Origin of the sequence: Rossellomorea sp. FS2 (assembly GCF_047915635.1) — a bacterium.
Classification (GTDB): domain Bacteria; phylum Bacillota; class Bacilli; order Bacillales; family Bacillaceae_B; genus Rossellomorea; species Rossellomorea marisflavi_A.
The window spans coordinates 282,640-308,849 of record NZ_JBLRVS010000001.1 but is presented as its reverse complement, the minus strand read 5'-3'; the positions used below and the strand labels follow the sequence as shown (position 1 = coordinate 308,849).

The window sequence follows — 26,210 nt, the reverse complement described above, 5'->3', positions numbered from 1 at the left end:
AATGAATTCGGGTTTTACTATGACTAAAACACGTTTGTCCAGTCTCTTTACTGACTTATTTTTGTTGAATCTTCATGAATGCCGCTTCAGCCGCATCGAGGGTCTTGTCGATATCTTCATCCGTATGGGCGGTCGACAGGAAAAGTCCCTCGAACTGAGAAGGCGGGAGGAAGACACCGTTATGGGCCATCTCACGATAATAGTTCGAGAACATCTCAAGATCGGATGACTTGGCTCCTTCATAATTGGACACTTCTTCATCGGTGAAGAACAATCCGATCATGGAGCCGGCGCGATTGATCGTATGAGGGATCCCATATTTCTCGGCAAGCGTGCTCAAGCCATCTTGGAGGCGATCGGCGATGCGTCCGAATTCTTCATAGCTCTCCGGTGTGAGCTGCTTCAATGTCTCGAGTCCGGCCGTCATGGCAAGGGGGTTCCCGGAAAGCGTACCCGCCTGATAGATCGGGCCGCTCGGAGCGATCTGCTCCATGATTTCCGCTTTCCCGCCGTACGCACCGACTGGAAGACCACCACCGATGACTTTACCAAGGCAGGTCAGGTCAGGTGTGACGCCAAAATACCCTTGTGCACAGTTGTATCCGACACGGAAACCGGTCATGACCTCATCAAAGATCAAGAGGGAGCCGTACTGCTCTGTTACTTCCCTGAGTCCTTCTAGGAAACCGGGTTTCGGCGGGACAACCCCCATATTCCCGGCAACAGGCTCCACGATCACGCCTGCGATGTCATCACCGAACTGTTCGAACGCATAGCGGATGCTGTCAAGGTCGTTATACGGAACGGTGATGGTATTCTTCGCGATCCCTTCCGGAACTCCGGGACTGTCCGGTAGGCCGAGTGTGGCGACACCGGATCCCGCTTTGATAAGGAGGGAATCGCCATGGCCGTGATAGCAGCCTTCAAACTTCAGGATCTTGTTGCGTCCAGTATACCCGCGCGCAAGACGGAGGGCGCTCATGGTCGCTTCCGTACCGGAAGATACCATCCGCACAACTTCGATACTCGGCACGCGCTCGATGACGAGGCTCGCCAGTTCGTTTTCGATCTCGGTCGGCGCACCGAAGCTTGTTCCATTTTCGGCTACCTTCTTGATTGCTTCCACCACGCGGTCGTTGGCGTGTCCAAGGATCAGTGGTCCCCAGGAAAGGACATAATCGATGTAGTCATTGCCATCGATATCATAGATTTTGGAGCCCTTACCACGTTCCATGAAAATGGGATCCATATCAACGGATTTAAATGCACGTACCGGACTGTTCACTCCGCCCGGCATCAATTTTAATGCCTCCTGAAAGGCTTGCTTTGATTTTTCATACGATCGCATCGTTCCATTCCTCCCGTTCCAATTAAGATTCAGATAACCATCTTGCTGCGTCTTTGGCATGATAGGTGACGATCAAGTCGGCTCCTGCACGTTTCATGCTTACCAATTTCTCCATGACGATGCCTTTCTCGTCGATCCAGCCGTTTTGTGCGGCCGCTTTGACCATGCTGTATTCACCGCTCACGTTATAGGCGACAACAGGAGCATTGAAGCGATCCTTCACATCACGCATGATATCAAGATACGATAGGGCCGGTTTGACGATTAGGAAGTCGGCACCTTCCTCTATATCCGACTGCGCTTCCCGTAATGCTTCCAGGCGGTTCGCAGGGTCCATCTGGTACGTCCTGCGGTCTCCGAATTGAGGAGTGGAATGGGCCGCATCACGGAAAGGACCATAGAAGCTGGATGAATATTTCACGGCATAAGACATGATGGGAACATCGGTGTAGCCGGCTTCATCGAGACCGTGACGGATCGCCGCTACGAATCCGTCCATCATATTGGACGGTGCGATGATGTCGGCACCCGCTTCTGCCTGGCTGACAGCGGTTTTCGCAAGCAGGTCAAGGGTCGGATCATTCAGGATCTTACCACCTTCGACGATGCCGCAGTGACCGTGGCTCGTGTATTGGCACAGGCACGTATCCGCAACCACCACCATTTCCGGGTAGCGCTCCTTCACGAACCGGGTCGCCTGCTGGACGATGCCGTGATCATGATAGGCCTGTGAGCCCATTTCATCTTTTTCGGCAGGGACGCCGAACAGGATGATGGATTTGATGCCAAGGGACACGATCTCGTCCATTTCTGCTTGGAGATTGTCCATGGATATATGATAGACATCCGGCATGGAAGGGACAGGACGTCGGATATTCTCCCCTTCCACAACGAATAGTGGATAGATCAGATCTTCTTTTCGCAAATGTGTTTCCCTCACAAGCGCACGCATGTTCTCGGTTTGACGCAGGCGGCGGTGACGGTTGAATTGTAATTCAGACATAGTGTAACCCTCCTAAAGGAAATCAGTCGTGCTGTTGGATATAGGTTTTAATGGATTCTACCATTTCATTTACAGTATAAACCTTTGGGCTGATTTTTACATGTAATCCGTACTGTTCGGCCGTTTCTTTTGTGATCGGACCGATACAGGCCATGGGGATCCCCTCGATGAAACGCCCGAGGGAATGGGCTTTGACCACCTTCATGAAGTGATGGACAGTGGACGAACTTGTGAACGTGATGATATCCGCTTCCTTCCGTTCAAGGACATTCTTGAGCCTATCACCGCTTTCCACGGGAAGCACCGTCTCATAGACGATCCATTCGTGACACATCATGCCGGACCGGTTCAGCTCCTCACTGATCACGTTCCGGGCGAGGTTGCCTTTTGGCACAAGGACCTTGGCATTCCCCTCCACCGCATGAATGAACTCACTGGCAAAGGCATCACCCGTAAATTCCGTTGGAATGAAATCAATGGGTATCCCCCGTTTTTCACAGTAACAGGCCGTCTTATCTCCGACGGCTGCGCATCTCACTCCTAAAGATGACAGGGAGATGCCCATGCGGTCCATGGCCTCCAGGAAGAAATGAACCCCGTTCTTACTCGTGAACAGAATCCAATCATATGTATGTAGGGAGCCCCCCCATTCTTTCTCCGAGGGATCGATCCGGGCTTCGAACTTCAAGAGGGGCACCACAACCGGGATGCCCCCTTCCGCTTGAATCCTTGAAGCCGTTTCACTGGCCCCTGATTGACCGCGGGTGATGAGGACCTTTACACCATCTAAAGGCTTACCCCCGCTCATTACTGGTCAAGCTCCTCTTTCACCTGATCGATCAGGGCCTTTGCACCCTGATTCGTCAAACTTTCCGCCACGGCCCTCCCAAGCTCCTCGGGATCGTGTCCGACTACGTACTCCTTGTAGATGGTCTGTCCATCGGGAGAAGCTACCAGACCGGTGAGGGCGATGGATCCGTCAGGCTTTTCTTCCGCAAATCCTGCGATCGGAACCTGGCATCCACCTTCCATCTTATGAAGGAAAGCACGTTCTGCCGTGACCGTCCTGGTCGTTTCCCCGCACGCAAACTGATCGAGGAGCGCCAAGAGCTCTGAATCGCTCTCACGGCACTCGATGGACAATGCCCCTTGGCCGACAGCCGGAAGGCAAAGATCGGGATCGAGGAACTCCGTTACCACGTCCCTTGTCCAGCCCATGCGCGAAAGTCCTGCTGCCGCCAGGATGATGGCATCATATCCATCTGTCTCAAGCTTCGAGAGGCGTGTATCGATATTCCCGCGGATCCATTTGATCTCAAGGTCCGGTCTCACGGAAAGAAGCTGTGCACCGCGTCGAAGGCTGCTCGTTCCGATGATGGATCCGGCTGGCATATCCTTCAGGCGCACATGGTTTCTGCTGATGAAGGCATCACGGAAATCCTCACGCTCCGGGATACACCCGATGGTCAGTCCTTCCGGGAGGACAGCAGGCATATCTTTCATGCTGTGAACGGCCATGTCGATCTCACCGTCAAGCATCGCCTGCTCGATCTCTTTGACGAAAAGGCCTTTCCCTCCCACTTTTGAAAGGGTCACATCAAGGATGCGGTCTCCCTTTGTGACGATTTCCTTCAGCTCGAAGTCGAATGAAGGATCGAGTGCCTTCAGCTGATCGATCACCCAGTTAGATTGGGTGAGTGCTAGTTTACTGCGTCTAGAGCCTACAATGATTTTTCTCATAATGACCTCCCAAAAACTTATGAATACCAGAAATGGAATGATGACAGCCTGCTTCCGAGGAAGAAGTTGATCAGGATGATCAGGAACGCTGCCACATTCAGGAGTGCAAGGTTCTTGCCGAATACATTTTTCTTCAATCGCAGATAGAGGAAGATCCCGTATAGAATGAGCAGGATGAATGAACCGATGATCTTCGGATCATACCAGACAAAGTCCGGAAGCCGTATATATGCCCACTGCAGCCCCAAGATGAGACTGAGGAGGAGCATGGCCACCCCGATGGCATTCAGTATGTACGAAAACATCTCAAGCCGCGACAGATCCGTGATCCTCCAAAGCCGCTGCCCCCACTTCTTCTCCTTCAGCAGTTTGAACTGCAGAAGGTAAAGGAGGGAAAAGACGAATGACAGGGAAAACGCCCCATAAGAAAGGATCGCCATCGTGATATGGATGAGGAGCAGTTCCGATACAAGCTGCTCCGCCATGGCCTGGGATTCGATCTGAACCGGTGCGAACGTATGGATCGCCATGATGATGAAACCCAGGATATTGGTGAAGAATACGATGAAATCGACGCGGAGGAACCGGTTGATCACCAGCGACAGGGTGATGAGGATCCACGCGTAGAAATACAACCCTTCAAATATAGTGAGGACGGGGAATCTTCCCGTGTCCATCATATAGAGAAATAAAAAAATTGTTTGAAGGACCCAAACAATCGCAAGGAGCCAGAAGGCCACTGTATTGGCCTTCCGGTTTTTGTTTAAAAAATCGATGAAGTAAAAAAGAATACTAATGGCATAAAGGACGATCATCAGTTCATGCAGTCTGGTCATCGTTTGTTCAAACATAGACTCCAACCCTCCTTAAAATTGAAAAGAAGGTTGCGGCGATAGCGAGTGACTGCTCTCATTCTTTTCTTCCGACTCTTTGGCCTGTTTCTGTTGGAGCACCTGCTCTTCGATGTTGAAGATATCGATGAACAGATCCAGTTTTTCTGATGCGTCAGGCTTTCCGGCAAATTCCTTCGCCTGCAGGATCGGATCCTTCAGCAGCTGGTTGATGATGCTCTTCGTATGCTTATTGAGCACCTTGCGCTCACGGTCGGTAAGATTCGGCATCTTGCGCTCGATGCTGACCATCGTTTCAGCCTGGATCGACAGGGCTTTCTGACGAAGAGCGGAAATGACCGGAACGACGCCCAGCATATTGAGCCACTCTTTGAAGGCGAGGATCTCCCCTTCGATCATGATTTCAATCTGCTCGGCGGCTTTTTGACGCTCGGCTAGATTGGCTTCCACGATGTCTTCCAGGTCATCGATATCATAGAGGAAGACGCTCTCGAGTTCCGCGATGGAAGGATCGAGGTCACGCGGCACGGCGATGTCCACCATGAAAAGGGGACGGCCTTTCCGCATGCGCTCCACATGGGCCATCGTTTCCTTCGAGAGGACAAAATCCTTGGAGCCAGTGGAACTGATCAGGATATCAGCTTCGACAAGGGAGCATTGGAGCTCCTGTAGCGTCTTCGCCTGTCCATCGATCTTACCGGCAAGGGCCTCTGCTTTTTCGAACGTGCGGTTGATGATGGTGATCTGTGTTGCACCGCTTCCCTGAAGGTTCTTGATGGCCAGTTCCCCCATCTTTCCTGCCCCGAGGACGAGGACGTTCTTTTTGCTGAGGCTGCCGAATACTTTCTTGGCAAGCTCGACGGCCGCATAGCTGACGGATACGGCGTTGGACCCGATCTCGGTTTCGGCATGGCCTTTTTTCCCGAGTGTGACGGCCTGCTTGAATAGATGATTGAAGACCGTACCGGTTGCTCCTGCCTCTTGTGCAAGAAGGAAGCTTGAGCGGACCTGCCCAAGAATCTGGGTTTCCCCGAGAACCATGGAGTTGAGGCCGGTAGCCACCTTGAAGAGATGTTCCACCGCTCCCTCCTGTTCATAAATGAACAAGTAAGGGGAGAATTCCTCTTTATCTATATCAAACCATTGAGATAAGAAATCTTTAATATAATAGCGGCCTGTATGAAGCTGATCGACCACCGCATACACTTCCGTGCGGTTGCATGTGGAAACAATCACATTTTCCAGGATGCTTTTTTTCTCCTTCAGCGCCTTCATGGCCGAAGCAAGATCAGTTTCATTAAAAGATAGACGTTCACGAATCTCTACAGGGGCCGTTTTATAATTTAAACCAACTACAATTGTATGCATAAGTGCGTGACACCCCCAAATTAAAATCATTCTTATTATAACATGTCCTACTGCATCACTCAGGATAAAATGTGAACAGAAAATGAAACCTATGTTTGCCATGGAAAGCGGAATGCTTGAAACTTACCCATGGTTTGATTTACTGTATAATTGGGTTCTTCCTTCAATCTGAAAGCATTTACATTCCGTTGCAAAAAAGACGGACTTTCGACAAGTCCCACCTATGTAGATTATCAAATCAAGCTATAAGAATCAAGTGAGTGAAACACGAAAAGCAGTCATTCCATAAGACGGAGGAACCATATGAAGCAACAGCGGATTTTCCCCGGAGTCATCCTCCTGGGATTCGGTGCTTACTTTTATCTTCAACAGGCACATATCATCTTATTCAGCGAGTTTTTCACCTGGCCGACCCTGCTCATGATCGTCGGCATCGCCTTCCTGGCTCAAGGATATGTCGGGAAGGACTATGAAGCGATCCTTCCCGGGACGATCCTCGTTGGATTCGGCCTGCACTTCCACCTTGTCAACCGGATGCCCGTCTGGCCGGATCATATGGGCGTATTCGTCCTGATCCTCGCCCTCGGCTTCCTTCTGCGCTATCAGAAGACGGGAACAGGGATGTTCCAGGGAGGGCTGTTCCTTGTCCTGTCGATCCTCATGTTATTCTCAGATCGAACGGCAGGCTGGTTGGGCTTCCTCGGAGGACAGGTCGGTTCCATCGTCAGCCTCTGGCCTTTCGTCCTCATCCTCATCGGGGCATTCCTTCTCTTCTTCAAGAGAAAATAGGCGTACATAAACACGATCCGTGTAGATTCTTTATGCCGCTCATGATTTCCGTGCAAGACTACGCTTTCCGCGGTTAGCCCGTGAGCTTCCTCTGCACGCTGCGGGGAGCTCCTCTTCCCGCAGGAGTCTTCGTCTTGCACTCCAATCAACCGCTGGAAACTTGGTCATGAAACCAATGAAAAACCCGAAGTCATTTGCTTTAGGCAGCTGACTTCGGGTTTTACTATGACTGCCGTTTTTCTCCCAGCCTTCTTCTCTTATAATACCGCATCAAGGAACGCCTTGGTCCTCTCCTCTTTAGGCGAACCGAACATTTCCCCGGGATGCCCGACTTCGACGATCCGCCCGTCGTGCATGTAGACGACCCAGTCGGCCACTTCCCTCGCAAACCCCATCTCATGAGTGACGACGATCATCGTCATCCCCTCGTGTGCGAGCTGCTTCATCGTGGCCAGCACTTCCCCGACCAGTTCGGGATCGAGGGCAGAGGTCGGTTCATCGAACAGCATGATATCGGGCTTCATGGCAAGGGCCCTGGCGATGGCGACCCGCTGCTTCTGCCCGCCGGAGAGCTTCGATGGATAGACCCCTTCCTTGTCGGCCAGGCCGACTTTTTTCAGAAGCTCCTTCGCTGTTTTCCTTGCTGTTTCACGGTCCATCCTTTTTACATGGACCGGCGCTTCCATGACGTTCTCTAGGACCGTTTTATGGGGGAAGAGATGGAAGTGCTGAAACACCATCCCCACTTTCTCACGGATCTTGTTGAGGTCATGCGTCTTTTGATCGATGTCATCACCTTCGATGACCACTCTCCCTCCGTCCTTCAGTTCAAGGAAATTGAGACAGCGAAGCAGCGTACTCTTCCCCGAACCGCTTGCTCCGATGAGGCAGACAACGTCGCTTTCGTTCACGCTCATATCAATATCCTTCAGGACATGGAGATCACCGAAGGATTTATTCAATTTTTCCACCTTGATCATCTCTTTACTCATAAGTCTTCCCCCTTAATCACTTACCGCTAATCGTTTCTCGATGATGTTGACGATGATTGTAAACACGAATACGAGTACGAGGTAGTAAATTGCGACAACAAGCAGGTACGTCATATAATCGAAATTATTGGAGCCGAGCGTCGTCGCTACGCTGAATAGCTCGTACATGCCGATGAATGAGGCTAGGGACGAGTCCTTCACGGCGATGATGAACTGATTCCCGAGTGGCGGGAGGGCCCGCTTGAACGCCTGCGGGAGGATGATCCTCCTCATGGTCAGGCTCATGGACATTCCGAGGGATCGCCCTGCCTCCATTTGGCCGCGATCCACAGACTGGATCGAGCCCCTGAAGATCTCTGCGATATACGCTCCGTTGTGGAACGCCAGCCCCAGTGCAACTGCCCAGAAGCTCGGAAGGTTGATCGAGGTGAGGCCATAGTAGAAGATGAAGATCTGGACGATCAACGGTGTCCCCCTGACGACGAAAATATATAAGTCCGCGATATACTGGAGGATCTTCACCGGTGAAATCTTTAAAAAGGCGAAGAACAATCCGATGACGATGGCAATGAGAACCGCGATGGCGGTTAGCTGAAATGTGAGCAGCATCCCCTTCAGGAAGATGGGGTATGTGTCGATTACGATCTTCAAAAAATCCATATGCTTTCCTCCCGGCTGTTTCATTTAAAAGACGGATGCGCATGACTGCGCATCCGTCCCACGCTTACGCTTTACTCACTTGGATCCGTCGTAATATCTGAGTCGAAATATTTTTCACTGATTTTCTTCAATGTCCCATCGTCCCTCAGTTTTTCAAGGGCAGCATTGATCTCTTTCAAGAGTTTGGGATTATCCTTGCTCACGGCGATGGCCTGCTCACTCCGTCCGAGGAGCTCCTTCGCATCCAGCTTCATCCCCGACGAGATTGCCTCCTTACCGGTTACAAAGTCCGTTATGACGGCATCATGCTTCCCCTTGCTCAATGCTTCCAGGGCCACGACATCGCTATCGTACTGCGGGATATTATCAGTGACGGCTTCTGCTTCCTTGGCATAGGATGAGCCTTTGGAAACCGCGATTTCTTTTCCTTTCAAATCGTCGAGCGTTTCGACGTCGCTATCCGGTCTGACGAAGATCTGGGGTCCGGAATAATAATACGGTGTCGAGAAGTCGACTTCTTTGGCACGATCCTCCGTGATGGTGTGTGAAGCGACTGCTGCATCGAATCGTCCGGATTTCACGCCTTCCACGATCCCGGCGAATTTAAATTTCTTCTGATCAGGTTTAAGACCCAGCTCCTTGGCGACGGCTTCCGCCACGTCGATGTCGAATCCTTCCATCTTCCCTTCGCTATTGGTATAGCTGAAAGGCTTGAATTCACCAGATGCAGAGAAGGTGAAGGTATCCGCTTTTACGAGGTCAGCCCCGCCTTCGGTTGTTGCCTTTGACCCACATGCCGTGAGCATCACGGCGAGTGCGACGAAAAGCGTCAGTCTTGTCCAAATTTTCACGTGTATACGTCCCCCTCTTTTTTTCACTACTCTGAACAATTGTATCAACAATAAATAATATTCACAAAATTCAAATATCATGATATCATTCCATTATTTACCCTATGCCAACTTGAGATAAACCCATCTCCTGTAAAGACAAGTATCCGCCCGGATCCTTGAGGATGCTTTATATCCCTCGCTTCTATTAGTGCTTATTGCCTCTCTCAGTCATCATTTTGGAGCTATCATACTAGGACATTTAGATGGCTGAATCCGAGCATGGGATTGGAACGGACAGTCATGGTTTAAAAAAAGGTTCTGTTAGCGTTTATCGTTTATCTAAAAGAAAACGGAACTTCCACAAGATTGGAAGTTCCGTTTTTCTATTGTCTTATGAAACTAACGCCCCTGTTTGTTTAAGCGTATTCATTCACAAACAAAGACAATTACAATCATAACTTTTCGTAATCACTTTTAAGTATTGCCATAATAATTTCATCTGAATATTGTTCATTGTAGTATAAGGACTGACGTAATACACCTTCTTTTACAAATCCAACTTTTTCATACGCCCTGATTCCACGTGTATTATGACTAAATACTTCCAACTGTAAACGAGTTAATTCGAGTTGATTAAAAACAAAACTTAGAACTATATTGATTGCCTCAGTTCCATAACCTTTTCCTGTTAATGAAATAGAAGCCATTGATATTCTGAATCCTGCCTTTCTATTCTCCTCATCAAGATCAAATATCGATAATTCTCCAATCATTTCATCACTGCTTTTTAAACAAATAGCAAAATCATACCGACTAGAATCATTATTGATATTATTTATATGTGTCTTTATTTGTTCCAATGAAAAATCAGAAGTAGTCCCAGTCATATAACGTAATTCTTCATCTAATGTATTTCCTAACATAATAGGGGCATCTAACTCGCAAAGCGGTCTTAAATAAATTCTCTCGCTCTCTAATCTCATTTTAATATTCTCCTTTATTCTCTTGTTCCAAATTGTTTAGAGTATATGTAAATATGATCTAAGCTTCTATTTCCAATATAACACCTAATTAGAAGTGATTGTCGAGCTGAAATTGTGCTCCCTGCGGAGGATGAGACTATTACAAATTCTCGCAAACGATGTTTTTCCGCTGGATGAAGCTTTTGGATAGCTTTAAGGAGATCGGTTTCTCTCACAGTCATCACCAACTCATATGTGATAACTCCGCCTCAAGGAAAAAGCAAAAGAAAAAAGCGGTCCGGAATCAATCCGGACCGCTTCCCATTCACTTATAACGTGCTCTGATGGCATCCCATGCCGTATCTTTTCCGAGGCCTGTTTCAGAAGAGAAGAGGACGCATTCGTCGCTTTCTTCCATCTTCAACGTATCACGGGTGATTTTGAGATGCTTCTGCCATTTGCCCTTGGGGATCTTATCGGCCTTGGTGGCGACGATGATGCAGGGGATTTCATAGTGCTTGAGGAATCCGTACATCATGACGTCATCATTGGTCGGCGGATGCCTGAGGTCGACGATGAGGAGGACGGCCTTCAGCTGTTCACGGGACGTGATATACGTTTCGATCATCTTGCCCCAGGCTTCCCTCTCCTTCTTCGATACCTTGGCGAATCCATACCCGGGAACATCCACATAGTAGAGGGTCTCTTCGATTTTATAGAAATTCAACGTTTGGGTTTTACCCGGTTTCGATGAGATCCTCGCCATGCTCTTGCGGCCGATCATCTTATTGATGAAAGAGGACTTCCCGACGTTGGAACGCCCGGCCAGGGCAAACTCCGGAAGATCACCTTCCGGATATTGCTCCGGCCTGACGGCACTGATCACTAGCTCAACTTGATTTACTTTCACTTCTTTTCACCTACTAATGCTTTCTCTAACACTTGATCGATATGGGAAACGAGGATGAAGGTCAATTCTTCACGGACGCTCTCCGGTATATCGTCGATATCTTTTTCATTGTCCTTCGGCAAGATCACGGTCTTGATTCCGGCACGGTGGGCGCTGAGGGTCTTTTCCTTGAGCCCTCCGATCGGAAGAACCCTTCCCCTCAGGGTCATTTCCCCGGTCATGCCGACTTCGCGGTCCACATACTTACCGGTGAGGGCCGATACCAATGCCGTCGTGATCGTGATGCCGGCAGACGGTCCATCCTTCGGCACGGCGCCTTCAGGAACGTGGATATGAATGTCGTATTTCTCATGGAATTTTTCATCGATCCCAAGGGATTTCGTGTTCGAACGGACGAAGCTGAAGGCCGTCTGGGCCGACTCTTTCATCACATCTCCCAGCTTCCCTGTGAGGACAAGCTTGCCTTTACCTGGTGCGAGGGAGACTTCGATCTGAAGCGTGTCTCCTCCCACAGAGGTGTACGCAAGTCCGGTGGATACACCGACCTGATTCTCAAGCTCTGCCTGACCGTAGCGGAATTTTTTCTTGCCGAGGAATTCCTCGATGTTTTTGGACGTGATCGTCACGCGCTTCTTGCTGCCTGAAACAATGATCTTCGCCGCTTTACGGCAGATGGCCGCGAGCTGGCGTTCAAGGCTCCTGACACCCGCTTCTCGCGTGTAGTAACGCACGATATCCACGAACGCCTCATCCTTCAGCTGCAGCTTGGATTTCGTCAATCCGTGATCACTGAGCTGTTTAGGCAAGAGATGATGTTTGGCGATATTCACTTTCTCTATCTCAGTATAACCTGCAATCGTGATGATTTCCATACGATCGCGAAGCGGTCCCGGAATCGTGGAAAGATCATTGGCGGTTGCAATGAACATGACCTTGGAAAGATCATACGTTTCTTCTATATAATGATCGCTGAAATTGGAATTCTGTTCAGGGTCCAGCACCTCAAGCATGGCACTGGATGGATCCCCGCGGAAATCACTGCTCATCTTGTCGATTTCATCGAGAAGGAAGACGGGATTCACCGTTCCGGCTTTCTTCATGCCGCGGATGATCCGGCCCGGCATCGCACCGACATACGTACGGCGATGACCGCGGATCTCTGATTCATCACGCACGCCGCCAAGGGATACCCGGACGAAATTGCGCCCGAGGGATTCGGCCACAGACCTGGCGAGACTGGTCTTTCCGACACCAGGAGGACCCGCGAGACAAAGGATCGGTCCTTTCAGGGAGCGTGTGAGCTGCTGGACGGCAAGGTATTCAAGGACACGCTCCTTTACTTTTTCAAGTCCGTAATGATCCCGGTCGAGGATCATTTCAGAACGGTTGATATCAAGCTGGTCTTCTGTTTCCTTCGTCCATGGAAGGGAGACGAGCCATTCGATGTAGTTGCGGATGACGGAGCTTTCGGCAGAGCTTGAAGGCACCTTTTCATAGCGCGCAAGCTCCTTCAAAGCAGTCGCTTCGATGTCTTCCGGCATGCCTGCTTCTTCGATCTTCATCGTAAGGTCTTCCACTTCGCCGGTCTTGCCTTCCTTATCGCCGAGCTCCTTCTGGATGGCCTTCATCTGTTCGCGCAGATAGTATTCCTTCTGGGTCCGCTCCATGGAGCGCTTGACGCGCTGGCCGATCTTTTTCTCAAGAGAAAGGACTTCCTTCTCGTTGTTGATGATCTCGATCACCATCTGCAGGCGCTCTTTGATATCCTGTGTTTCGAGGATATGCTGCTTTTCTTTGATCTTCAAAGGCAGATGGGATGCGATGATATCCGCAAGCCTGCCCGGCTCCTCGATATCCGCCACTGTGGAATACGTTTCGGCGGATACTTTTTTGGAAAGCTTTATGTATTGTTCGAAATAGTTCAACAGTGTCCTCATCAGGGCATCGAGCTCAGAATCCTTCTTCTCGGAATCACTGTGCTCATCCACTTCCACTTCATAGAAGCCCTGATCATTGGAATAGGAAGAGATCGTCCCACGGTTGAGTCCTTCCACAAGTACGCGGATGGTTCCGTTCGGAAGCTTCAGCATCTGCTTCACCTTCGTAAGGGTCCCCATCTCATAAAAATCATCTTGGGTCGGTTCGTCTATATCAGAATCCTTTTGAGTGGTCAAAAAGATCATATGATCATCCATCATGGCTTTTTCCAAAGCCTGCACCGAGCGCTCACGCCCGACATCCAAATGCAGGACCATCGTCGGGTAAACCAACAGGCCTCTTAATGGGAGGAGGGGAACTGTTCGTTTTGTTTGATTTGCCATATCTTACACCTCCGGATTTATGCTCTAAGCCTTTGTACAATTCTATCTTATTTACTAGGTAGTGTCTATTAAATTGGACTTGCCGGATGTACTGAGGAAAAGCCGATCGGGAATCACCCGAGTCGGCCATGATTACATGCTTTTCTTGTTTTTTGCATCGTCCATGACGTCTTTGACAAGGGCCAGCTCCATCACTTCTTTGAACTCTTTGACGGGAATCACTTCTATCCCGCCCACTTCATGGAGGAGGGACTGCTCATTCTCGTGCGGAATGATGACGAGATCCGCCCCTGCCGCCTTGGCTCCTTTGATCTTTGGATAGACTCCTCCGACCGGTTTCACTTTCCCATGAATGCTGATTTCACCCGTAAGAGCGATGTTGTGCCTGACGGGGAGCCTGTAGATCGCCGAGTAGATGCCGAGTGCCATGGCGATACCCGCCGAAGGTCCGTCCACAGGCACTCCTCCAGGGAAATTCACGTGGATATCGTATTGATCTGCCGGGACCCCCATGGAGCGGAGGACGGTGATGACGTTCTCGATCGATCCTTTGGCCATGCTTTTCCGGCGGATCGATTTGCCTTTATCACCGATGCTCTCTTCTTCCACAATCCCGGTTACATTGACCCCACCCTTATCCGCTGCCGGGATGACGGTGACTTCGATTTCAAGCAGGGATCCGGAATTCGGTCCTGTCACGGCGAGGCCGTTGACGAGGCCGACCGTTGCTTCCCGGTTGATTTTCTTTTCGTGCCTCGGGGACATCTGGGTCGATTGAATGATCCATTCCAATTCATGATCGGCAATGTGATCGCGATTTTCCGTGATGGCTAGACCTGCCGCGATCTGGACCAGATTTACCGCTTCACGGCCATTCCTCGCGTAGGACGCAAGAATCTCCAGACCTTCCTTGCTCACGGAAATGTTCACCTTTTTGGCTGCCCTTGCACAGATTTCTTTCACTTCTTCCCTCTCAAGCTCACGGAAGAACACTTCCATGCAGCGGGAACGGATCGCAGGCGGTATTTCATTCGGCGTCCTCGTCGTGGCGCCGACCAAACGAAAATCTGCAGGGAGGCCGTTTTTGAAAATATCATGGATATGACTCGGAATTTGATGATTTTCTTCATTATAATAAGCACTCTCAAGATAGACCCTGCGGTCTTCCAGTACTTTTAATAATTTATTCATTTGAATCGGGTGTAATTCCCCGATTTCATCAATGAACAGCACGCCTCCGTGGGCGTTGGTCACAGCCCCCTGCTTCGGCTGCGGGATGCCGGCCTGTCCCATGGCTCCCGCCCCCTGATAGATGGGATCATGAACCGATCCAATAAGGGGGTCCGCAATGCCCCGCTCATCGAATCGGGCAGTCGTTGCATCAAGCTCCACAAATACAGCCGATGTCATGAACGGGGATTTCATGTTCTTCTTCGCTTCCTCCAATACAAGTCGCGCAGCTGCCGTCTTCCCCACCCCTGGAGGACCATAGATGATGACATGCTGTGGATTGGGACTGCACAGCGCTGCCTTCAGGGACTTGATTCCATCCTCCTGTCCCACAATATCGTCAAAGCTTGCCGGGCGCACCCTTTCAGAAAGGGGTTCAGAAAGGGAGATCGAGCGCATCTTCCTCAGTTCCTCCATCTCCTTCTTTGATTCCCGGTCGATGGATACTTTTTGTGTCCGTTGGTTCTTCAGCAGATTCCAGAAATACAGGCCGATGATGATGCCGAAAAAAAGCTGGATAAACAGCGCAATACTTGTAAAGCTCATATAAGTCATCCTCCAGTTGGTTCAAGTTGTTACGGGTTAGTATCTCCCCGTCCGTTTGGGAATAACCATAAAATTTGGAGCCGACAGCCTTGCAGGATAACGAAAAAAAGCCGGTAATCCCCTGGGGGATTACCGGCTTTAATTTATAATCATGCGGAAGTTTTTTCTTCATTCGGATCGATGATCGTGCCATCTTCAAGCATCAGATGAGGAGCTGCATCCTCAAGGATGGTTTCCTTCGTGATGATGCATTTTTTGATGTCATCACGGGACGGAAGTTCGAACATGACGTCGAGCATCATCGTTTCAATGATGGAACGAAGTCCACGGGCACCCGTTTTGCGTTCGATCGCTTTTTTCGCAATTTCGAATAGGGCCTCTTCAGTGAAATCAAGCTCTACATCGTCAAGCTCAAGCATTTTTTGGTACTGCTTCACAAGAGCATTCTTCGGCTTGGTCAAGATCTCAACCAACGCTTCCTCATCAAGAGGAGTGAGGCTTGAGATAACAGGTAGACGGCCGATGAACTCTGGGATCAGACCAAAACGGAGAAGATCTTCCGGAACGACTTTGGCAAGGAGGGATTTATCCTCTTTCACTTCAGCGTTCTTCGGATCAGAGCCGAACCCGATGACTTTTTGTCCAAGACGGCGTTTGATGATCTGCTCGATTCCATCGAATGCCCCACCACAGATGAATAGGACGTTCGACGTATCGATCTGGATGAATTCCTGATGAGGATGCTTACGGCCACCTTGTGGCGGAACGCTCGCAACGGTACCTTCAAGGATCTTCAAGAGAGCCTGCTGCACACCTTCACCTGATACATCACGCGTGATGGACGGGTTTTCGGATTTACGGGCCACTTTATCGATTTCATCGATGTAGATGATGCCTTTTTCCGCTTTTTCCACGTCGTAATCCGCAGCCTGGATTAGCTTCAACAGGATATTTTCAACGTCTTCCCCTACATAACCGGCTTCGGTGAGGGACGTTGCATCCGCGATGGCGAATGGCACGTTCAAGATGCGTGCAAGTGTCTGAGCAAGAAGCGTCTTACCGCTACCTGTCGGACCGATCATGGCAATATTACTTTTGGAAAGTTCCACGTCATCCACTTTACTGTTTGAATTGATCCGTTTGTAGTGATTATATACGGCTACAGCAAGGGATTTCTTCGCTTGATCCTGTCCGATGACGTATTCGTCAAGGATTTCACGGATCTCACGCGGTTTCGGAACATCTTTGAATTCCACTTCTTCTTCTGTACCGAGCTCTTCTTCCACGATTTCCGTGCAAAGCTCGATGCATTCGTCACAAATATATACGCCCGGTCCAGCTACCAGCTTACGGACCTGGTCTTGTGTTTTACCGCAAAAAGAACATTTCAACTGCCCTTTTTCATCGTTAAATTTAAACAATGACGTTCACCCCTTCGTTTGAGCTTAGTAAAAATCGTAATGTTTCATCACACGAACGATTTCCTGCTTTCCAATTACCATGAGTTATGTATTGCATTCTATCACATTATATGTCCGTAACGAAATTGATACGATTCTTATCAATCATCTTATTATGTATTGAGGATTTTAGCAAATTATTTACATAGCCGGAAGCGGGAAGATCGAATCGGGATGCCGGATTTTTTTAACCCCTGCTTCATAAGGTTTATCCAAAACCGGGGGTTCTTATTCTTCATCGGGAGATTTCCCGGAAGCGCCGCTCGTCCAAACTTCCTAAAAGAGGGTAGAAAACAAGGCGCACTGAGCGCCTTGTTCCTACAATCATATAATGATTATGCTACTGTTTTGCTGTTATCTACAAGGAATTCCAATGCTTTGCGCACTTTAAGGTCTGCTTTCAACGTATCAAGTCCGCCAAGGGCCTGCTTGATGTTGTCAGCTGACATGTTGTACTGCTCAGCCATTTTCGTAACTTCTTCTTCCGCTTCTTCGTCTGTCACTTCAAGATTTTCTGCTGCTGCGATCGCTTCAAGCGTAAGGTTTGTGCGTACGCGTTTGCCAGCATCTTCTTTCATTTGACCGCGAAGATCTTCTTCTGATTGACCAGAGAATTGGAAGTAAAGCTCAAGCGTCATACCTTGCATTTGAAGGCGTTGACCGAATTCTTGCATCATGCGGTCCACTTCAGCGTCAACCATAACTTCAGGAATTTCCACTTCAGCATTTTCAGAAGCTTTTTCCACTAGTGCTTCACGTACTGCTGTTTCCGCTTCAGTCTTTTTAGACTCTTTCAGGCGGTTTTCGATTTTTTCTTTCAGTTCAGCAAGTGTTTCCACTTCTTCGTCTGCATCTTTCGCGAACTCATCATCAAGAGCCGGAAGTTCTTTCGCTTTGATTTCGTGGATTTTCACTTTGAATGTTGCTGCTTTACCAGCAAGCTCTGCCGCATGGTATTCTTCTGGGAAGCTTACCTCAACGTCTTTTTCTTCGCCGGCTGCTACGCCTACAAGCTGCTCTTCGAAACCAGGGATGAACTGACCTGAACCAAGTTCAAGTGAGTAGTTATCCGCTTGGCCGCCTTCGAATGCTTCACCGTCAACGAATCCTTCGAAATCCATTGTCACTGTGTCGCCTTCTTCAGCTTTGCCTTCTTCTTTGACAACAAGCTCAGCTTGTTTTTCTTGAAGGGAAGTAAGTTCAGCTTCTACATCTTCAGCTGTTACTTCATCGTCCATTTTTTCTACTTCAAGACCTTTGTATTCGCCAAGCTTCACTTCAGGTTTCACTTGAACTTTCGCTGTGAAGACAAGATCTTTTCCTTTTTCCATTTGCTCTACGTCGATTTCCGGACGGTCGATTGGCTCGATTCCAGTTTCTTCGATCGCTTTAGCATATGCTTCAGGAAGGATGAAATCCAATGCATCCTGATAAAGAGATTCTACGCCGAAACGTTTTTCGAACATGCCACGTGGCATTTTACCTTTACGGAATCCTGGTACGTTAACTTGCTTCACAACTTTTTTGAACGCAGCGTCCAAACCTTCGTTCACTTTAGCTGCTTCTACTTCGATTGTAAGAACACCTTGGTTCCCTTCTTGCTTTTCCCATTTTGCAGACATACAGTTCCCTCCAACAATCTATAATTGATTTTTATTTTACGCATAGTAGTAGATAGTCCCGATTGAATCTAGCACTATCATCGTAATTATATGAAAGACTTTTACATTACAACCACTACATTATAACATACAGCTTCTGTCTTTCAAGAAGTAGCACTTAAATATTCGGTGAAGAAATTTCTTCAAGTTCATGAATGAAAGCAAGGACCGTTTTGCTCTCTCCTTCATCCATCTTTTCCTGCAGATCCTTCTCCAATTCTTCGTCCCCGAGGATGCCTGCTGCATAGTGACCATAGGCCAAGGCGATGTCATCGGGATCCCATTCCATATCAAAGGGATAAAGAAGGAAAGCATGGCGCTTCAGCACTTCTTCTGCATGACGGATCAGGGTCGGGCTGTCCTGAAGGAGGAGCTCCTCCAGGGAAAGGACCGCTTCACGGAATGCGTCAGACGTGAAAACCTCCGGAAGGTTCTCCGGCTGCACGACTCCTTCCCTTCCAAGCTTTTTCACGAGGATCTCACTTGCTACCCCATGTTCCCTCAAGACATTCACGATCATGGTCTGGACGAAAGGATGCATCCCTTCATCCTGCAGGCCCTGTTCAAGTTCCTTCCTTAACGGTCTGATATTGCGCTGAACCAATCCAGCTGTGATGATGATCTGCTCTTCAAGGCTTTTCCCTTCGAGAAGGGGAGGTCCGTCGGCTTCTTCCTCCGTTTCTTCTGCCGGTGCATTCAGCATCTTCTCGCTGAATTGAAGGAGCTTCCTGAAATGCTCTTCCTTCTCAAAAGGGACCTCCTTCTCATCGAAGAGGGCATGAAGTGTATCCACCACATCCTGATGCTCATGTAGCTGGATAAGGATCATGAGGTACATGTCGACCGTTTCGAAGTAATCACCGACCCCCTCAAGGAGCATTTCCCTGCAGATTGCCTGCGCCTCCTCGTACTCCTTGCACTCATACAAGGCAAGGACGAGGGCCGTGCTGATTTCGGGATTCAACGATTCAAGCTCGTATGCCTGTGAAAGAAGATCGCATGCTGTATGCGCATCCCCCTCCTCCAGGGCTTCCACCCCTTTTTCGAACAATCGGTCCTTCAGACCGGGAAAGGCAATCACCTTCCCGAACTCATCTTGATTTGTCATAATTCGTACCTGCCTAACACTAGAATTGCTTTAAGTGTAGCATGATTGCTGATGGAGCACAAAATGGCGGCTGAATCTCCCTTTGATGCAAAAAAAATACCCCGTCGATCGGCGGGGTACGTAACGAATGCAGTCATCCGACTGCAGTATGTATGATAGATGGCGTCCCAGGCGAGATTCGAACTCACGACCTACAGCTTAGGAGGCTGTCGCTCTATCCTGCTGAGCTACTGGGACAGCTTTCGTTTCAAGCAGTGCAAGTAATAGAATACCCCAGAATCGAGTGGAATTCAAGGATTTTTTCTTCTTTCAATCTATTTTTTTGTGAGTCAGTCAAAATAGGTCATAAAAAAACCCCCATCAGCATGAGGGTTCACTCGACCGGCGTCAGGACCGTGGGCATGGTCGATTCAATGATGTCACCTTCATCGGCAAAGAAGATATGCTCGGAAACCCCGTAGTCCGATCCGAGGATCTGATTGACCTTGAGATCACCAAAGCTACTGTATACAACGAAGTTACCGCTTTGACCGGCTGAACTGGCGGAATACCTCAAAGCCTTTATATCCTTGCCGACGATGAAGGTACCGGAAGGCAGGCTGACAGGAGCGGCATCGAGCTTCTTGATGTCGCCCTTCCTAGACTTGATGTCTTCATCCAGGTCGGCGATTTTGGTTTTCTTTTCTTTGATCTTGTCATCAAGGACCTGGACTTCCTCCTTCAGTGCATCGATCTCTCCCGCTTTTGCATTCGCTTCATCGATCATGGAGGCGGCCTCCGCTGCCTCTTCCTTCTTTTCACTCAGAGACGACATCACGCGTTCAAGCTCATCCGTTTTAGAGGACAGCTCTCCCTCTACCCCTTCCAATTCCCCCGATTTCCCTTCAAGGGAAGAAAGGATCTCATCATACGATTTCTTCACGCCGTCCACTTCCGTTCGTGCGCTGCTGTATCCTATCCACGCACAAAGCGACATAAGCACAAGGACGCTCACGACCCCCACCCAGACCTGCCACTTCTTGATCCACCCGAAACCCTTCACCCTCGATTCCCCTTCCATTCCGGCCATATGAAACGGTACGAATGGCACGGCTGATGAAACTAGTATATTGGGAGGGCCCTGACCATATTCACATATTCTTCTAAGGGGGGACGGCAGAGCGAACCAGCTCTTCCTGTTAAAGATGTCTTGCCTGCATCCACAGAAAACCGGATAGACAACAAAAAAACATCCTGTGTTGAAAGATTCAACACAGGATGTTTGTCGTACGTCCCAGGAGAGATTCGAACTCCCGACCGACGCCTTAGAAGGGCGTTGCTAAAGAGTTCCGCTATGCCAAACGCACTGCCAACCGGTGATTCAGTCCGTTTAGGGTTCCGACGGTCAGCCGTGAGGTCCTACGACCTGACCCGAGTTTGTCTTACGGACCTATTTTGCCACAGGTTGGGCGATTTAGTCAATCGGAATCTCTGCGTCTATACTATAGAAGAAACTAGCCGTCGGACACTTGGCGGAAATATTTATTAAGCGACTTCCTCCAACGCCACAGCACGTCGACCAACTCCGTCATCCCTACCTCGCTTTCCCTCACGTCCCATACGCGCTCACAACGCCGATACACAGTGAACACGCCCTCCCAAGCGTATTGCATTACCGTCAGCTCTTCGTCGCCCTGTCGTAACGTCAGCCACCACTTCTGCCCTGCGTCGTCCCACGTGGCATGCTCGTCGAATTGCAGCAGGAACGCCCGCACGTCGGTTTTGCGTCGGATCGTAGCCCCCGCCATTACATCGCGCTCCCAATCGACTTCAGCACGGTGAGGATCAGCGGTGACACCTGTATGAGCACGTAGCCGAGCCCTGCGTTCTGTATCATCGTCCATGCCTTTTCGCTATTGCCGAACATGAAGAAGAATAGCGCCCCTACGATTATCACGCTCGCCACCGGAAAGCTCATCGCTACCAACACGTCGATCACCGGGTCCATCATGTGCGCGAATGCCTCGAGCGTCTTTTCGCCCATCCAGGAGCCTGCCCCGACCGGCACCGCATTGGCCGTCACTGCCGACACACCTGCCGACGCGAACGCTGGTTTTGCGAAAACTAACGGCACGCCTACCGACAGCCCCACACGTTTAGCAATCGCTAGCCCGTTCCGCTTTGGCTTAGTTACCGCCTTGCTTCGTCTTGCCGCCCGATTTTCCCCCGCCATGAAATCGCCAAACTTGATCGTCTCTACTTTACGCATATCCAACACGCTCCTCACTTGATGTCGTCAATCGTGTACACTTTCGCCGTAAGCCCTTCGCATAAGTCCGTCAGTTGCTTGCGTCTGTATTCCGTGGTCGTAAGCCATATCAGTTCCGGAAAGTAGCCGAGTTTGTGGGCGACAATGCCCCGTTCCTGTAGCGCCTTATATCGTTCAATCTTCGCGCGATTCTCTTTCATTCGCTGCGTCGAGTCGACTTCGAGCAAAGCGTGACGTTTGCCGTGCTTAAACATGGCGTCGCAGATTACGGTTGTTTCGCCGTCTTGCACCTTGATTTCATTCCGCCACTCGGCCGGCTGTCCTGCGAAAAGGTAGAAGTCGTTCCGCATAATGACGTGATTCACAAACGAATTCTTCCGCCTTACCTTTGCCGAGTTCACATATTCGCGTCCCTCGGCGTTCAAATAATAAATCGTTGAGTAACTTTCGCGATGACTCGATAGGTACGGAGCCAGGTCGCCCAGCACGCGGTTAGCATTCCGCACCTTGCCGAGCCGGTGCATGCGTTGTAATTGATCGCGATTAAGATAGTCGAGTTTCTTCAAAGACAGTAATATCGCTTCTTGGCGCTGGTTCAGCAATCGAACCGCCTCCCTTGTCGATGATGTGTGGCGCAATGGTCGCCTCTATGATGTCGCTGGTGATTAATGGCGTTTGGATCGTCGTCATGCCGTCGGGCGTCAGGTACATCGCACGGCCCCTCACTTGCGGTAGTTGCTCCGCCCCATCGCGGTCGAGCACGACTCGGCTTGCAATGGCGCTCTGCACACGGAAGCACAACTTCGCGTCGCTGTTCTGTTTGCATTGGCGCGGAATGACGTCGCCTGTCGGGTACTGAGTCGCAAGTATTTGCCGGAACCCTAAGCCGGCGCCGAGGCGGGCGATTTTACTCATAAACGTTTGGCACTCCGCCTTGAGTGCGCGTTCTTCCTTCGTCACGGCTTCGTCTGGATTCAGCTCGCCAACTTCGTCAATAACGATGAAATGTCGCGTCGGAATACCCGCGTCTTGCACCTTCTTCTTGCCGAGTCGCCGTAGCGTAGCCTGCGTTTCTCGCATCACTTCATATGCGCCCCTGAGCGTCTCTAACGCTTCTTCCGGCTCATAGGCGATAGACACTACCTGACTCGTGTTCTCGTAGTCACAGAGCTCGATACCGCCCTTTAAATCGACGAGGTGAAAGCGCACGTTTTCGGGCTGCTGACGGATCAGCGACGACACGATTGCGTTAATGAGATTCGACTTACCGTATCGTGTTGCCCCGCCGAGCGCCAAGTGCGGAATCACCTCGAAGTCGTGCCATGTGTCGCTGTTCTTTTCGCGAGTTTGACCGAAGTATACGCGCCAGTCCTTGCCGGTCTGGAACGTCACGGATGACGGCAGGGGTTCGTCGTAAATCCGCACTACTAGCACGCCGTCGTACGAAAGTTCGACCTCCTTGCGGGCGGTCAGTTTTCGCGAATAAATCGACTTGAGCTCGCGGAGAATGTTGCGGTCGAGTCGCAAGTCACGAAGGTCCTTCAGTGATACCTTGATGCGCCTTGTGTTGATGCCGGCCTCGATCGTGTGCCGTTTCGCCATGTAGTCGTCAAAGCTCCTGCCCAACGGAATGCGATAGCGATACTCCGTGCCCCATTCGTACGTGCGCTTCTTCAGTAGCTGCGTCGTGAGCGTTTGCTTGCCGTCGCGAACGTTGAGCCCACTCAGCGCGAACAATTTGGCGAGTTTCTTCGAGTCGTTGCCAGCGCCTGACTTGGCGAGGTGAGCACGCAAGGCAAGCCCGCCCATCGCAGCCGTAGAGAGTAATTCGAAAATCACTCGGTTGCCTCCTTTCCCAACGCCACCTCTTTATGATTACGGTAGTAATCGTTTCTTGCATCGGGCAGGCAGGAAAACACGCTTCAGCAGGCGAAATATAAGAATCGAGCATATGCCGAAGGAGTCTGCCGCCGTGGTAGCGAATTAGGTAGTTAATAAAGCATACGTAGTTGGGCGAAAAACTTGCACGTCCAGTTGAAATAAAATTAAAGCGAGGTTGATAGTACATGCGGTGTAGGTTGCGAGAGGTACTGAAGGAACAGGGGCGGACGCAGACGTGGCTGGCCGATCAGGTGGGCGTTAGTAAGCAGTCGATGACGCGAATAGTGGATAAAGGAAGCACGCACGTCGAGTATGCGGTGCGAATTGCTAAGGCGCTCGGAGTGCCTGTCGAGGAGATATGGCGAGTGGATGACGAGGGGTAAACGCAAAAAAAGCCCCGCCGGCGATAGGCGAGGCAGGGTCGTGCGATTAATGCCAGTTGACTACGGTGAGTTGCTTGCATTTGGCGCATGTAAAGTTCATAGCCGTCTTGACCACCGGCTGCTTTTTCGCACAATGCGGGCAGGCGAGTTTCTGTTTGCCGAGCGCCATGTAAATGATTCCGACAGATACGATCATCATCGGAAATCCGATCAATGCGCCAATAATCGTGATGCATAATAACGCGCCTAGGAAGATGCCAAGTCCGCCAATGGTAAAGCCGATGACCCGGCCGAACCCGCTCGCAAAGCTACTCTTCTTTCGTTCCACATCGATTGCGACTGTGTCTCCGCTAACAACTTTCGTTTTATATCCGCCAGTCGTTACGTCGAACTCCTGCTTAACTTCCGTCATTATTATCCGCCCCTTTTCGGTGATTTTCCTTAATCTTACTCGTTTGTTAATATGTTCGCAAGGGCAGGCGAAAAGTTTCCACTAATCGCAAATTCCCTCGCTTTATTTTCCGCTAATTACTTCGAAATCAACTTCGCGCCCGTGCTCGCAGCGATGTAAATCTGTACCTCGCCGAATTGTTGCGTTTTCACAACCGCAACGTCCGGCTGGCTGAATCGCAAGACTTCGTATTCCAAACCGCCAAACTTAGCCGGGTTCAAAAACGCTACTTCGTTACCCTTTGTCGGCGCCTTACTTAACGGGTATGCACGCCATGAGCTCTCACTCTTCGGCAACTGGACGTATTGATTGGGCTTCGCCTTTGCCGGGGCTGCACCGCTTACCTTGGCGCCAGTCTCTTTGCCCGCGTAAATATTAACCGTTCCAAAATCGCCCGTCTTGATCGTGTAGATGTCAGGCGCAGGATTATCGAGAATGTCGTACGTCAACCCGCCGAACTTCTTCGGGTTAAGGAAGCCCGACTCGTTGCCTTTAGTTGGCGACTTACTCAACGGGTACACACGCCAGCTCGACTCGCTTGCCGGCAAACTTAGCGTCTTGCCTGTTGGCTTGCTTGGCGCTGGCTTAACTGCCGGTTTTGCCGCGGGCTTGGCAGGCGCCTTGCTCGGCTTGCTGACCACCGCCGACTTGACGTTCGTGTCTGCGATTCGCTTAATCAATTCGTCCCATCGCGTCAGTAGCTTACGAGGGCAATACTTTCCGCTCCATAGTTGATGAGGCACGACGTTCATGATTCCGATGTTGTGCTTCTTCATAAGATATTGCACGAGCTCAATCGCGTTCGCTACGGCGCGCTCAAAGTCTCCGTCCACATTTTCGCAAATCTCAATTCCGATTGACTGCCGGTTGCCCGGCCCGTTCGCTCCGTCGCCTGCGTGCCATCCGTTCACATTCGTCGGCAAATGCTGAATGATTTCGTGATCGTCGACCGTGTAGTGCCACGACACCGTACGCCCACCTGCGCCATTGTTCAAGTAGCGCGCGTGCATTTCAGCGTTTGCACCCTTCGACTCGTTGGCCGTATTGTGAATCGTGATATACTTCGGCGCCATTGGGTAGCCGTCGTAGCCTGCGATAAACATTTCCTTAATTGCAACCGCCATTATTGACCGCCTCCTTGTTGACGTTTTTCAAGCTGATATTTAATCGCCGCGACTGATCCGATGCCGAGCAACGCGTACTGAATGCCTGCGATAAGCACGCCGTAGTCGAAGCCGCCTTGCTCGAACGCTGCAAAGCCGACGCCAAGCGCGATGGCGATAACGGGAATGTAACGGTTGCTTACTTGCGTCGCCTCCCTAATCGCGTAGAGTAAGACTGCAATCGCCAGGTATGCCGTAAAGTCGACGTTTAACAATTCTTCCATATTCTCGCTTCCCTTCCGTTTGATTTCGTGATATAATTCGTTTAAGGTCGGCGCCGTTCTTGATTCATCCGTTTGACT

At 50.1% G+C, this 26,210-nt stretch carries 26 protein-coding genes, 1 tRNA gene and 1 pseudogene; 2 read left to right on the top strand and 26 right to left on the bottom strand.

Features of this window, described 5'->3' with window-relative positions; all coding sequences use genetic code 11:
• Positions 1 to 55 precede the first annotated feature (55 nt).
• From hemL to hemA, 6 genes are read right to left on the bottom strand one after another with little or no spacing between them, the layout of a single operon-like run.
• Positions 56 to 1,348 carry a glutamate-1-semialdehyde 2,1-aminomutase gene (gene hemL, locus ACNA6I_RS01675; RefSeq protein WP_416312876.1) on the bottom strand — a complete coding sequence of 431 codons (1,293 nt, stop codon included), beginning with the start codon at positions 1,346 to 1,348 and terminating at the stop codon, positions 56 to 58.
• Positions 1,349 to 1,370: 22 nt separating this feature from the next.
• Positions 1,371 to 2,351 (bottom strand): porphobilinogen synthase, encoded by a 981-nt coding sequence (gene hemB / locus ACNA6I_RS01670; RefSeq protein ID WP_048006260.1) that lies wholly within the window; start codon positions 2,349 to 2,351, stop codon positions 1,371 to 1,373.
• A gap of 22 nt (positions 2,352 to 2,373) precedes the next feature.
• The gene (locus ACNA6I_RS01665) at positions 2,374 to 3,159 is read right to left on the bottom strand and encodes a uroporphyrinogen-III synthase (protein WP_048006261.1); all 786 of its coding nucleotides are present in this window, start codon (positions 3,157 to 3,159) and stop codon (positions 2,374 to 2,376) included.
• Entirely contained in the window at positions 3,159 to 4,091 is a 933-nt protein-coding gene (gene hemC, locus ACNA6I_RS01660) for a hydroxymethylbilane synthase (protein WP_048006262.1), read from the bottom strand. The genes ACNA6I_RS01665 and hemC overlap by 1 nt, the downstream gene beginning before the upstream one ends.
• A 17-nt stretch (positions 4,092 to 4,108) precedes the next feature.
• A complete protein-coding gene (gene ccsA / locus ACNA6I_RS01655; RefSeq protein WP_048006263.1) occupies positions 4,109 to 4,942 on the bottom strand; it encodes a cytochrome c biogenesis protein CcsA in 834 nt (277 codons plus the stop codon).
• Positions 4,943 to 4,957: 15 nt separating this feature from the next.
• Positions 4,958 to 6,310: a glutamyl-tRNA reductase gene (gene hemA, locus ACNA6I_RS01650; protein ID WP_048006264.1), complete on the bottom strand. Its 1,353-nt coding sequence runs from the start codon at positions 6,308 to 6,310 to the stop codon at positions 4,958 to 4,960.
• 303 nt (positions 6,311 to 6,613) lie between these two features.
• On the opposite strand from hemA, the gene ACNA6I_RS01645 reads away from it, so the two are divergent.
• Positions 6,614 to 7,099: a LiaI-LiaF-like domain-containing protein gene (locus tag ACNA6I_RS01645; RefSeq protein WP_048006265.1), complete on the top strand. Its 486-nt coding sequence runs from the start codon at positions 6,614 to 6,616 to the stop codon at positions 7,097 to 7,099.
• A gap of 257 nt (positions 7,100 to 7,356) precedes the next feature.
• Here ACNA6I_RS01645 and ACNA6I_RS01640 read toward each other — a convergent pair whose 3' ends face one another.
• The 17 genes and pseudogenes from ACNA6I_RS01640 to ACNA6I_RS01560 form a co-directional block, all read right to left on the bottom strand.
• A complete protein-coding gene (locus tag ACNA6I_RS01640) occupies positions 7,357 to 8,091 on the bottom strand; it encodes an amino acid ABC transporter ATP-binding protein (protein WP_048012655.1) in 735 nt (244 codons plus the stop codon).
• Between the two features lie 12 nt (positions 8,092 to 8,103).
• Positions 8,104 to 8,751 (bottom strand): amino acid ABC transporter permease, encoded by a 648-nt coding sequence (locus ACNA6I_RS01635; RefSeq protein ID WP_416312875.1) that lies wholly within the window; start codon positions 8,749 to 8,751, stop codon positions 8,104 to 8,106.
• A gap of 71 nt (positions 8,752 to 8,822) precedes the next feature.
• On the bottom strand, positions 8,823 to 9,557 hold the full coding sequence (locus ACNA6I_RS01630) for a transporter substrate-binding domain-containing protein (protein ID WP_200843187.1): 735 nt from the start codon (positions 9,555 to 9,557) through the stop codon (positions 8,823 to 8,825).
• Between the two features lie 479 nt (positions 9,558 to 10,036).
• On the bottom strand, positions 10,037 to 10,567 hold the full coding sequence (locus ACNA6I_RS01625; RefSeq protein ID WP_416312874.1) for a GNAT family N-acetyltransferase: 531 nt from the start codon (positions 10,565 to 10,567) through the stop codon (positions 10,037 to 10,039).
• 110 nt (positions 10,568 to 10,677) lie between these two features.
• Positions 10,678 to 10,782: pseudogene (locus ACNA6I_RS01620) on the bottom strand (IS1595 family transposase); the annotation flags it as partial.
• A gap of 89 nt (positions 10,783 to 10,871) precedes the next feature.
• Entirely contained in the window at positions 10,872 to 11,456 is a 585-nt protein-coding gene (gene yihA / locus ACNA6I_RS01615; RefSeq protein ID WP_416312873.1) for a ribosome biogenesis GTP-binding protein YihA/YsxC, read from the bottom strand.
• A complete protein-coding gene (lon, locus tag ACNA6I_RS01610) occupies positions 11,453 to 13,777 on the bottom strand; it encodes an endopeptidase La (protein WP_048012656.1) in 2,325 nt (774 codons plus the stop codon). Before lon ends, yihA begins: the two co-directional genes overlap by 4 nt.
• Before the next feature lie 132 nt (positions 13,778 to 13,909).
• Positions 13,910 to 15,553 carry an ATP-dependent protease LonB gene (gene lonB, locus ACNA6I_RS01605; RefSeq protein WP_048006272.1) on the bottom strand — a complete coding sequence of 548 codons (1,644 nt, stop codon included), beginning with the start codon at positions 15,551 to 15,553 and terminating at the stop codon, positions 13,910 to 13,912.
• Between the two features lie 149 nt (positions 15,554 to 15,702).
• Complete coding sequence (gene clpX / locus ACNA6I_RS01600) at positions 15,703 to 16,974, bottom strand: ATP-dependent protease ATP-binding subunit ClpX (protein ID WP_048006273.1); 1,272 nt, start codon at positions 16,972 to 16,974, stop codon at positions 15,703 to 15,705.
• Between the two features lie 374 nt (positions 16,975 to 17,348).
• Complete coding sequence (gene tig, locus ACNA6I_RS01595; RefSeq protein ID WP_048006274.1) at positions 17,349 to 18,635, bottom strand: trigger factor; 1,287 nt, start codon at positions 18,633 to 18,635, stop codon at positions 17,349 to 17,351.
• Between the two features lie 157 nt (positions 18,636 to 18,792).
• On the bottom strand, positions 18,793 to 19,782 hold the full coding sequence (locus ACNA6I_RS01590; protein WP_416312872.1) for a tetratricopeptide repeat protein: 990 nt from the start codon (positions 19,780 to 19,782) through the stop codon (positions 18,793 to 18,795).
• Between the two features lie 160 nt (positions 19,783 to 19,942).
• Positions 19,943 to 20,019: transfer RNA gene (locus tag ACNA6I_RS01585), tRNA-Arg, on the bottom strand.
• A 136-nt stretch (positions 20,020 to 20,155) separates the two neighbouring features.
• A complete protein-coding gene (locus ACNA6I_RS01580) occupies positions 20,156 to 20,824 on the bottom strand; it encodes a hypothetical protein (RefSeq protein ID WP_416312871.1) in 669 nt (222 codons plus the stop codon).
• 451 nt (positions 20,825 to 21,275) lie between these two features.
• Complete coding sequence (locus tag ACNA6I_RS01575) at positions 21,276 to 21,569, bottom strand: hypothetical protein (RefSeq protein ID WP_416312870.1); 294 nt, start codon at positions 21,567 to 21,569, stop codon at positions 21,276 to 21,278.
• Positions 21,569 to 22,030 carry a hypothetical protein gene (locus ACNA6I_RS01570; RefSeq protein ID WP_416312869.1) on the bottom strand — a complete coding sequence of 154 codons (462 nt, stop codon included), beginning with the start codon at positions 22,028 to 22,030 and terminating at the stop codon, positions 21,569 to 21,571. The genes ACNA6I_RS01575 and ACNA6I_RS01570 overlap by 1 nt, the downstream gene beginning before the upstream one ends.
• A 14-nt stretch (positions 22,031 to 22,044) precedes the next feature.
• The gene (locus tag ACNA6I_RS01565) at positions 22,045 to 22,554 is read right to left on the bottom strand and encodes a replication-relaxation family protein (protein WP_416312868.1); all 510 of its coding nucleotides are present in this window, start codon (positions 22,552 to 22,554) and stop codon (positions 22,045 to 22,047) included.
• 19 nt (positions 22,555 to 22,573) lie between these two features.
• Entirely contained in the window at positions 22,574 to 23,869 is a 1,296-nt protein-coding gene (locus ACNA6I_RS01560; RefSeq protein WP_416312867.1) for an FtsK/SpoIIIE domain-containing protein, read from the bottom strand.
• A 227-nt stretch (positions 23,870 to 24,096) separates the two neighbouring features.
• Here ACNA6I_RS01560 and ACNA6I_RS01555 point away from each other — a divergent pair, with 227 nt between their 5' ends.
• Positions 24,097 to 24,294 (top strand): helix-turn-helix transcriptional regulator, encoded by a 198-nt coding sequence (locus tag ACNA6I_RS01555; protein WP_416312866.1) that lies wholly within the window; start codon positions 24,097 to 24,099, stop codon positions 24,292 to 24,294.
• 46 nt (positions 24,295 to 24,340) lie between these two features.
• Here the strand turns inward: ACNA6I_RS01555 and ACNA6I_RS01550 are convergent, their stop codons facing one another.
• The 3 genes from ACNA6I_RS01550 to ACNA6I_RS01540 all read right to left on the bottom strand — a co-directional run bounded on the left by ACNA6I_RS01550 (position 24,341) and on the right by ACNA6I_RS01540 (position 26,132).
• Positions 24,341 to 24,706, bottom strand: coding sequence for a DUF5362 family protein (locus ACNA6I_RS01550; RefSeq protein WP_416312865.1), 366 nt, complete (start codon positions 24,704 to 24,706; stop codon positions 24,341 to 24,343).
• A 116-nt stretch (positions 24,707 to 24,822) separates the two neighbouring features.
• On the bottom strand, positions 24,823 to 25,869 hold the full coding sequence (locus ACNA6I_RS01545) for an N-acetylmuramoyl-L-alanine amidase family protein (RefSeq protein ID WP_416312864.1): 1,047 nt from the start codon (positions 25,867 to 25,869) through the stop codon (positions 24,823 to 24,825).
• Complete coding sequence (locus ACNA6I_RS01540) at positions 25,869 to 26,132, bottom strand: hypothetical protein (RefSeq protein ID WP_416312863.1); 264 nt, start codon at positions 26,130 to 26,132, stop codon at positions 25,869 to 25,871. The genes ACNA6I_RS01545 and ACNA6I_RS01540 overlap by 1 nt, the downstream gene beginning before the upstream one ends.
• Positions 26,133 to 26,210 lie beyond the last annotated feature (78 nt).